Genomic DNA, 8,310 nt, shown 5'->3' with positions numbered 1-8,310 from the left:
CGCAGATCGCGGCTGAGTTCGCGGATCAGGAACCAGCCAAAGCCACCTTCCGGCAGCGCATCAAGCGGGACGTCCACACGCGCCTCATGGCCCTTGGGGGGCGTAAGATCAGGCATTGGCATGCCATCATCGAAAACGGTGCAGTGCAGCCCATCCGGATTTTGCAGAATCGAAAGCTCGATGACGCCGTTCGCCTCATCCGGATAACCGTGCTCGACAACATTGTTGAGCACCTCGGCCAAAACCAGTTCAACACTGCCGCTCGCCTCTGGCGGCAGGATGATTGGGGAAAGATCCCCCACCACCCGCTCAAGCGCACGCCGCACCTCCATGGGATTGGTGGCGATGACGATGCGCAGGGCATGACTGGTGGAAAGGTTGGTTGGGGCGGTTATGGCGGGTTCCGTCCTTAGCGGTTGGGAGAAGAGGAGAAGGCGGGCTGGCCGAGGCCCGGTCAGGCGGCGCTTTCATCGGCGGCGAGCGCCACCGCAACATTGGCGTGGATCACAAAGACCGTCCCCATGCGTGTAAGCTCAAAAACCTTATTCACCATGCGGGTTAGTCCGGCAAGTTCCATCTTGCTGCCCGGTTCAAGCTGTTTCATCGCGCCGACCACCGCGCCAAGGCCGGAACTGTCGAGAAAATCTACTGCGCTCATATCCACCAGGACACGGCCGTTGTGGCCGAGCGTGTGCTCGCGCATGGCTTCCTTGAACGCCACCGCGATGGCCGCGTCGATCCGTGGCTCCCCCACGGTGATCAGAAGGGTTTTGCCGGTAAATTGGGCCGAAAGGTTCATTGGCTGCTCCGTTGAGTCAGTGACATGCATCAAAGCTAGACGGCAAACCTTACAATTCGGTATGCGTATCACAGGTTAACCTAGGAGGATGGCATGGCGATCGTGGGAATTGCAGGTGCAGCACGCACACCGATGGGCGGATTTCAGGGCGTTTTCAGTGGTGTAGAGGCCGCAGAGCTGGGTGGCACCGCCATTCGCGCGGCGCTGGAGAACGTAGGGGCAAGCAACGTTGAAGATCTGCTGATGGGCTGTGTTCTGCCCGCCGGGCAGGGTCAGGCGCCGGCGCGGCAGGCGGGGTTCGCCGCCGGATTGGGCGAAGATGTGCCCGCCACCACGCTCAACAAGATGTGCGGTTCGGGCATGAAGGCCGCGATGATGGGCTTTGATGCGCTCGTCGGCGGCAGCGCCAATGTGGTGGTGGCCGGCGGGATGGAGAGCATGACGAATGCGCCCTACCTGCTCCCCAAAATGCGCGGCGGTGCGCGGATCGGGCATGGGGCGGTGCAGGATTCGATGTTTCTGGACGGGCTGGAAGATGCCTATGACAAGGGCCGCCTGATGGGCACCTTTGCCGAGGACTGCGCCGAGGCTTTCCAATTTACCCGCGAAGCACAAGATGCCTATGCGCTTGGCTCGCTCGAAAATGCGCTGGCGGCCCAGAAGAACGGCCAGTTCGAGGGCGAGATCTCTGCCGTTACCATCAAGGGCCGCAAGGGCGAAACGGTGGTGAGCGAGGATGAGCAGCCGGGCAACGCACGGCCCGAAAAGATCCCGCAGCTTCGCCCGGCCTTTCGCGAAGGCGGCACGGTGACGGCGGCAAACTCATCGTCGATCAGCGATGGCGCGGCGGCTCTGGTGCTGGCGCGTGAAGACTCCGGCCTGCCGCTGAGAGCGCGCATTCTTGGTCACGCCAGCCACGCACAGGCTCCGGCCCTTTTCCCCACGGCCCCGGTGCCAGCCGCCCGTAAGCTGATGGAGCGGCTGGGTTGGAGCGCCGACGATGTTGACTTGTGGGAGGTCAACGAAGCCTTCGCGGTGGTGCCGATGGCCTTCATGCATGAAATCGGCGTGCCGCGCGAAAAGATCAACGTGAACGGCGGTGCCTGCGCTCTGGGCCACCCGATTGGGGCCTCTGGCGCCCGGATCATCGTGACCCTGCTCAACGCACTGGAAAAGCGCGACCTTAAGCGCGGGATCGCGGCGATTTGCATTGGCGGCGGCGAAGGAACGGCCATAGCAATCGAGCGGGTTTGAGGTGGCCGTCGACTACGCGGACCTTGCCAAAACCATCGCCGCGCTCACGGAGGGTGAAACCGACGAGGTGGCGCTGATGGCCACGCTGGCCTGCGAAATTCACCACAGTGACGCGCGGTTTGACTGGACCGGGTTTTACCGCGTTACCACGCCGCGCGTGCTGAAGATCGGCCCCTATCAGGGCGGCCACGGCTGCCTTGTGATCCCGTTTGGCAAGGGCGTGTGCGGCACGGCGGCAGAGACCGGGGAGGTGCAGATCGTTGAAGATGTAGAGGCGTTCCCCGGCCATATCGCCTGCGCCGCCTCAACCCGCTCGGAGATTGTGCTGCCGGTGCAGGGCGCATCGGGGCAGGTGATCGGGGTGCTGGATATCGACAGCAACCAGCCCGCCGCCTTCACCGCCGCAGACGGCGAGGCGCTGGGCGCGATCCTGCGCGATGTGTTTGGCCAGGGCGGGCATCGGCGGTGAGCTTTCAGGGGTGGCTGGTGTTTGCGGCGTTTTGGGCGGTGTTTGTTACCACGCCCGGCCCCAACGCGGTGAACTGCATCCAGAACGGGATGGCGCTGCCGTTTCGCACGGCGCTTTGGGGTGTGGCGGCGATTCTCACCCAGGCGACGGCCTTTTTACTAATGTCGGCGGCGGGGATGGCGGCGCTGATCGTGGCCGCGCCGGGGCTGTTCTTTTGGCTCAAATTGGCGGGCGCGGCGGTGTTGATCTGGCTGGGGCTGCGGGCCTGGCGGCGGGCGGGCAAGGTGGCATCACCGCGCGAGGTTTCGGCCAAGTCGGTTTATGGCCGCGCGCTGGTGATCGCCACGGTGAACGCCAAAAGCCTTGCCGGATACCTTGCCGCCTTTACCCAATTCATCCAGCCCGATGTGCCGATCTGGAGCCAGATGGCCGCGATCATGCCAACTGCGCTCACCCTGACCGCCTGCTCTTACATTACCTATACCGCCATTGGCGCGGGGCTGGGCAAGGCGGCGCTGGGCGCGGTGTTTAACCGCTGGTTCGGGCGCGGCATGGCGGGGCTGTTCGTGGGCTACGGGCTGGCGCTGGGCGCGAGCGCGGTGCTGGGAGGGCGGGTGCGATGAAAGGGGCCTGCCTGTGCGGCGCGGTGCGCTTTGAGGTTATGGTACCGCCCGAAGGGCCTTCGGTGTGCCATTGCCGCCAGTGCCGCAAACAATCAGGGCATGTGTGGGCTTCGGCCTATGTGCCGCGCAGCGCTCTCAAGATCACCGGAGAGCCGCGCTGGTATGAGGCCTCGCAAACCGCCAAGCGGGGCTTTTGCCCAACCTGCGGGTCCTTCCTGTTTTGGGCGGCGCATGGGGAAGACACCATGAGCTTTGCCCTTGGCGCGCTGGAGGAGCCAACCGGGCTGCGGCTGGAAAAACATATCTTCACCGCCGAAAAGGGCGACTATTACGACATCGCCGACGGGGTGGAGCAAAAGCCATGATCAGCGACAGTTACAACCCGCCAGACACACCGCTCGACGTGCTGCACCACGATCATGAGTTGCTGGCCGTCAACAAGCCTGCGGGGCTGCTTTCAGTCCCCGGCAAGGGGGAACATCTGGCGGATTGCCTGATTGCGCGGGTGCAGGCGGCCTTTCCCGAAGCGCTGCTGGTGCATCGGCTGGACCGGGACACCAGCGGCGTGATGGTTTTTGGCCTGACACCCCACGCCCAGCGCCACCTTGGCCTGCAATTTGAGCATCGGCGCACCAAGAAAGCCTATGTGGCGCGGGTGTGGGGCGAGATGACCGAGACAACGGGGGTGGTGGACCTGCCGCTGATCGTGGATTGGCCCAACCGCCCGCGCCAGATGGTGTGCCATGACACCGGCAAAGCCGCCGTCACACGGTGGAAGCGGCTGCGGGTGGGCAAAGGCGAAAGCCGGGTGCGGCTGATGCCGGAAACCGGGCGCTCGCACCAGTTGAGGGTGCATATGCTGGCGATTGGCCACCCGATCCTTGGCGATCCGTTTTATGCCGAAGGGGCGGCGCGCGACTTTCCGCGCCTGATGCTGCACGCCGAAAGCCTGCGGGTGCTGCATCCGGATGGCGGCAAGGGCGTGAGCTTCAAGGCGAAGGTGCCGTTTTAGGCGACAAGGTAAAGGGGCGTCACGCTTTGGATGCTTGCGCTCATTGGCTCCACGCGCGACGCCCTGATCGCCCAGCGTTTATGCAGGCGGCGCGGCTTTGATGGCGCGCGCTCCCTTGGGGCGTGAGGGGAGGTCAAAAGGGATAACGCGGGTACGTCTATTGCCGCACCCCCTTTCAATTCTGCGCCGGGGCAGTATCTATTCTGCGAAACCAACGCCAAGGAGAAATCACATGGCCCTGCGCATCAACGATACCGTCCCCAACCTCACCTTCCCGACTGACCTCGGCGAGTTGACCCTGCATGACTGGATTGGCGATAGCTGGGCGGTGATCTTTTCACACCCGAAAGACTTTACCCCCGTCTGCACCACCGAGTTTGGGGCCGTGGCGCAGCTTGCCGACGAATGGGAAAAGCGCGGCACCAAGGTGCTTGGCGTTTCCGTGGACAGCGCCGATGAGCACGTGAAATGGAAGGGCGACATTGAGAGCTTTGGCGGTGCCAAGGCGGGCTTCCCGATTGTGGCTGACACCGATCTGAGCTTCTCGAAAGCCTTTGATATGCTGCCCGCCGAGGCCTACATGCCCGATGGCCGCACCCCCGCCGACAGTGCCACCGTGCGCTCGGTTTTCATTGTTGCACCCAACAAGAAGGTGCAGCTGATGATGACCTACCCCATGTCGGTTGGCCGGAACTTTGCCGAGGTGCTGCGCGCCCTCGACGGCCTTCAGCGCACCTATGAGCAGCCGCTGGCCACCCCTGCCAACTGGGAAACCGGGCAAGACGTGATCGTTGCCCTCTCGCTGGATGACGCGGCCGCCGAAGAAAAATACGGCGCGCTCGACAAGAAGCTGCCTTACCTGCGCTTCGCCAAGAACCCTGGCTGAGTCTCTCAGGCAACATACCGCAGATGTGAGAAAGCCCCGTTGGATGCAGCGGGGCTTTTTTGCTAGGCTCCCCAGAAGAAAGGTGCGCCCGGCCAAATTTCGGGCCATCGCGCAGGGCGTAGCGAATATATGACCAAGAGGTTACGGCCGTTTTGCGCCGGAATGACCATTGCTCTCGGGCTTGCCCTGGCAAGCCACACCCCGCTTTTTGCGCAGGAGTCGGGGGAGGCTGAGCCGATCGTGGTGGCCCCCGCTGAAGAGACGGGCCTGGATACCTCTGGGCTGGTTGGCGACAGCGTGCACTCCAACGTGGATGAGGCGGGCGAGGTTGCCGTTGAGGTGGCGGTGCCGGGCACTGTTTTTCTGCCGGTCGACGAGGAAGAACAGCAGGAGCTGACCCTTTCGTTGCAAAAAGAGCTGAACCGCCTTGGATGCGATGCCGGCCCCGAGGACGGAGACTGGGGCCGCCGCTCTGACGAGGCGATGGAGCGGCTGCGCGGCGCGGTGCCCACGGTTTATGGCATTGAGCCATCGCTCACCCTGCTCGCGCTGTTGCAGGAAATGCCGGAAGGCACCTGCCCGCTGATCTGCTCGGTGCGCGAGGAAAAGGTGGATGGCACCTGCAAGCTTAAAACCTGCCCGGCGGGGCAATATCTCGACAGCCGGGGCGATTGCAAAGTGCGGGTTGCCAAAACCCCCAGCACCAAAAAGAAGCCGAGCAGTGGCGGCAGCAGCAAGAAATGTGTAACCTACAACGGTCGCACCTATTGCAACTGACCCTGCTCCACCACCTTGCCGGAAGGGCCCTGATATGCCGATTTTGCGCCACTTGATCGCTGCCGCCGCCGTGGCCTTGCTGCCCGCCAGCGCCGCCATGGCCGAGCTTAACCTGCGCGTGGCCTTCACCGAAAAACAAACCCGCTCTGGCGGGATTGGCGGCAAGCGCAGCACCTGCACCACCGAGTATGTGATCAAGACCCTTGGGCCGCTGCTGTTTTTGGAAACCGCAAAATCCAACTGCAAGACCTTCAGGGTTGGGGATCTGCAAGGGGCGGATGGCTCGGCCTCGGCGATTGTTTTTGAAGGGCGCAACAGCCACAGCGTGAAGACCTGCACCTATAGCGCCAAGAGCCGCACTGAGCGCTGTAACGATGGCACCAAGCTGCGCGTGCCGGATGGGCCGAAGGTGGATTACAAATCGCGGATTGATGCCCGGTCGAGCTACGCGCTGAAGAAAACCAGCCTGACCCTCAGCCGCAAGATGGCCCGCGATCTCACCACCTCGAAGGGATCAAAACAGCGCACTGATGCCGCGCTTGAGATGCGCATCGTGATCCAGGGCAAGAATTGCGAGGTCAGCACCTTCAAGTCGACCGCGCAAAGCAAGGTCACTGCCGGGCCGGGCAAGGGGTCCAGGTTGAAAGAGTCACGCCAGTTGGTGCGCTCTGAAAGCTGCCGGGTGCTCAGCCGCTGACCGCTGATGACCGGCTTCCTCTCCAGATTGCTGGGCCGGAATGCGCCCGCTGCTACTTTCACGGGCGCGCCCCCCGCACCTGACGCCCCGCTTTGTGTGATTGGCGATGTGCATGGCTGCGCCGCCAAGCTGGACGCCTTGCTCCTCCGGATCGCCGAGCAAGCCGCCGGGGCGCATATCGTCACGCTGGGGGACTATGTGGACCGGGGGGAAGATTCGGCTGCTGTGTTGCGGCGGATAAAGGCGATGCAGGAAGCCGGGGCCGCAACCTGCCTGATCGGCAACCATGAAGAGATGATGCTGGATTGGGTCACCCGTGGCTATCCGGGCTGGCTGCGCTATGGCGGGCTGCAAACGCTGGCGAGCTTTGGGCTGGGGCGCGGCCTGAGCGAAGAGGGGGGCGAAGCCGCAGAGGCCGCGCGCGCAGCCCTTGGCGCAGCGCTGCGCGACGAGGGGCTGTGGGATTGGATCGCCGCCCTGCCCCGCAGCCTGCAAAGCGGCAATGTGGCCATCACCCATGCCGGTGCGGACCCGGCGCGCCCGATTGGCGTGCAGCAACGCGCTGTCACCTGGGGGCATGCGGGTTTTCTCACCACGCCGCGGCAAGACGGGCTTTGGGTGGTTTACGGGCACACCGTGGTCGACACGCTGGAAGTGGGGCCGGGGCGGATAGGCATTGATACCGGGGCCTATGCTACGGGCCGCTTAAGCGCGGTGGTGCTGGAGGCGGGGCAAGCGCCACGTTTCATATCCGTTTAAAACACGCGGTTTATTCATTGGCGCTGGCAACGCAGGCTTTACCCTGATGCGCGAGGCTCACCGGACACCGGGGTGAGGCGGCGATGGGCGGCTTGGTACGAACAGTTCTGACAGCACTTGTCCTGGCCTCCCCGGCGGGGGCGGAGGCTGTGCATATGGGCGGCGGGCGCTACCGGGTGGAGGGTGACAGAGGCGGCGTGATTTCGGATCGGCTGCTTGAAATAACCCGGCTGCGGGGCACCGCGCGGCGCGTTGAGATCACCGGCACGCTCTGCCTTTCGGCCTGCACGCTTTACCTTGGCCTCAGCCAAACCTGTGTGAACGGCGACACGCGCTTTGGCTTTCACGGCCCCACGCATTTTGGCAGCCCGCTTTCGCCGCAGGACTTTGATTACTGGTCAGCCGTTGTGGCCCGCCAATACCCGCCGCGCCTGCGCCGCTGGTATCTGCGCGAAGGGCGTGCGCGCACCGAAGGCTGGTATGAGATGACGGGGGCAGAACTGGCGGGGTTTGGCGTGCCGCTGTGCCGCCCATGAAAAGGGCCCGTGGGAAACTGCGGGCCCTTTTGCATTTTTGGAGGATGAGGCGCCTTAGTCGGCGTTCTCTTCCTTCTTGATTTCTTCGCCGGTTTCCTGATCGACGACTTTCATCGACAGGCGCACCTTGCCGCGATCATCAAAGCCCAAGAGCTTGACCTTCACGTCCTGGCCTTCCTTCAGCTGGTCGCTGGGGTGGTTCAGGCGTTGGTTGGCGATCTGGCTAACGTGGACAAGACCGTCACGCTTGCCAAAAAAGTTCACGAAAGCGCCGAAATCGACGATCTTCACGACCTTGCCGTTGTAGATCTTGCCTTCTTCAGGCTCGGCAACGATGCCGTGGATCATGTCGCGGGCCTTCTCGATGCACTCGCTGTTGGGCGAGGCGATCTTGATGATGCCTTCGTCGTTGATATCGACCTTGGCACCCGACACTTCAACGATCTCGCGGATCACCTTGCCGCCCGAGCCGATCACTTCACGGATCTTGTCGGTGGG

13 protein-coding genes are annotated in these 8,310 nt (G+C 63.4%); 10 read left to right on the top strand and 3 right to left on the bottom strand.

All coding sequences use genetic code 11. The features are described from left to right. Both P1U55_RS15250 and P1U55_RS15245 read right to left on the bottom strand, forming a co-directional pair. A partial coding sequence (locus P1U55_RS15250; protein WP_301048490.1) for an ATP-binding protein occupies positions 1–332 on the bottom strand: 332 nt, incomplete at its 3' end. Positions 333–454: 122 nt separating this feature from the next. Continuing rightward, positions 455–799, bottom strand: coding sequence for an STAS domain-containing protein (locus tag P1U55_RS15245; RefSeq protein ID WP_301048488.1), 345 nt, complete (start codon positions 797–799; stop codon positions 455–457). A 93-nt stretch (positions 800–892) separates the two neighbouring features. Between P1U55_RS15245 and P1U55_RS15240 the strand changes: the two genes are divergently transcribed. The 10 genes from P1U55_RS15240 (at position 893) to P1U55_RS15195 (ending at position 7,812) form a co-directional block, all read left to right on the top strand. Next, positions 893–2,053 (top strand): acetyl-CoA C-acyltransferase, encoded by a 1,161-nt coding sequence (locus P1U55_RS15240; RefSeq protein ID WP_301048487.1) that lies wholly within the window; start codon positions 893–895, stop codon positions 2,051–2,053. A 1-nt stretch (position 2,054) separates the two neighbouring features. Next, positions 2,055–2,522, top strand: coding sequence for a GAF domain-containing protein (locus P1U55_RS15235; RefSeq protein WP_301048486.1), 468 nt, complete (start codon positions 2,055–2,057; stop codon positions 2,520–2,522). Then, positions 2,519–3,145: a LysE family translocator gene (locus tag P1U55_RS15230; protein WP_301048484.1), complete on the top strand. Its 627-nt coding sequence runs from the start codon at positions 2,519–2,521 to the stop codon at positions 3,143–3,145. Before P1U55_RS15235 ends, P1U55_RS15230 begins: the two co-directional genes overlap by 4 nt. Continuing rightward, the gene (locus P1U55_RS15225; protein ID WP_301048483.1) at positions 3,142–3,510 is read left to right on the top strand and encodes a GFA family protein; all 369 of its coding nucleotides are present in this window, start codon (positions 3,142–3,144) and stop codon (positions 3,508–3,510) included. The genes P1U55_RS15230 and P1U55_RS15225 overlap by 4 nt, the downstream gene beginning before the upstream one ends. Next, on the top strand, positions 3,510–4,157 hold the full coding sequence (locus tag P1U55_RS15220; RefSeq protein WP_301048491.1) for a pseudouridine synthase: 648 nt from the start codon (positions 3,510–3,512) through the stop codon (positions 4,155–4,157). The genes P1U55_RS15225 and P1U55_RS15220 overlap by 1 nt, the downstream gene beginning before the upstream one ends. Positions 4,158–4,389: 232 nt before the next feature. Next, the gene (locus P1U55_RS15215; RefSeq protein WP_301048482.1) at positions 4,390–5,043 is read left to right on the top strand and encodes a peroxiredoxin; all 654 of its coding nucleotides are present in this window, start codon (positions 4,390–4,392) and stop codon (positions 5,041–5,043) included. A 162-nt stretch (positions 5,044–5,205) separates the two neighbouring features. Then, entirely contained in the window at positions 5,206–5,820 is a 615-nt protein-coding gene (locus P1U55_RS15210; protein ID WP_301048481.1) for a hypothetical protein, read from the top strand. Positions 5,821–5,854: 34 nt separating this feature from the next. After that, the gene (locus P1U55_RS15205; RefSeq protein WP_301048480.1) at positions 5,855–6,517 is read left to right on the top strand and encodes a hypothetical protein; all 663 of its coding nucleotides are present in this window, start codon (positions 5,855–5,857) and stop codon (positions 6,515–6,517) included. A 6-nt stretch (positions 6,518–6,523) separates the two neighbouring features. Next, the gene (locus tag P1U55_RS15200) at positions 6,524–7,276 is read left to right on the top strand and encodes a metallophosphoesterase (RefSeq protein ID WP_301048479.1); all 753 of its coding nucleotides are present in this window, start codon (positions 6,524–6,526) and stop codon (positions 7,274–7,276) included. 92 nt (positions 7,277–7,368) lie between these two features. Continuing rightward, entirely contained in the window at positions 7,369–7,812 is a 444-nt protein-coding gene (locus P1U55_RS15195; protein WP_301048478.1) for a hypothetical protein, read from the top strand. A 54-nt stretch (positions 7,813–7,866) separates the two neighbouring features. On the opposite strand, the gene P1U55_RS15190 is transcribed toward P1U55_RS15195, so the two are convergent. After that, the coding region (locus P1U55_RS15190) for a S1 RNA-binding domain-containing protein (protein WP_301048477.1) at positions 7,867–8,310 on the bottom strand (444 nt) is incomplete at its 5' end.

Origin of the sequence: Vannielia sp. (assembly GCF_029212645.1) — a bacterium.
Classification (GTDB): domain Bacteria; phylum Pseudomonadota; class Alphaproteobacteria; order Rhodobacterales; family Rhodobacteraceae; genus Vannielia.
The sequence above is the reverse complement of the archived record's forward strand: the minus strand, read 5'-3'. Positions and strand labels throughout refer to the sequence as shown.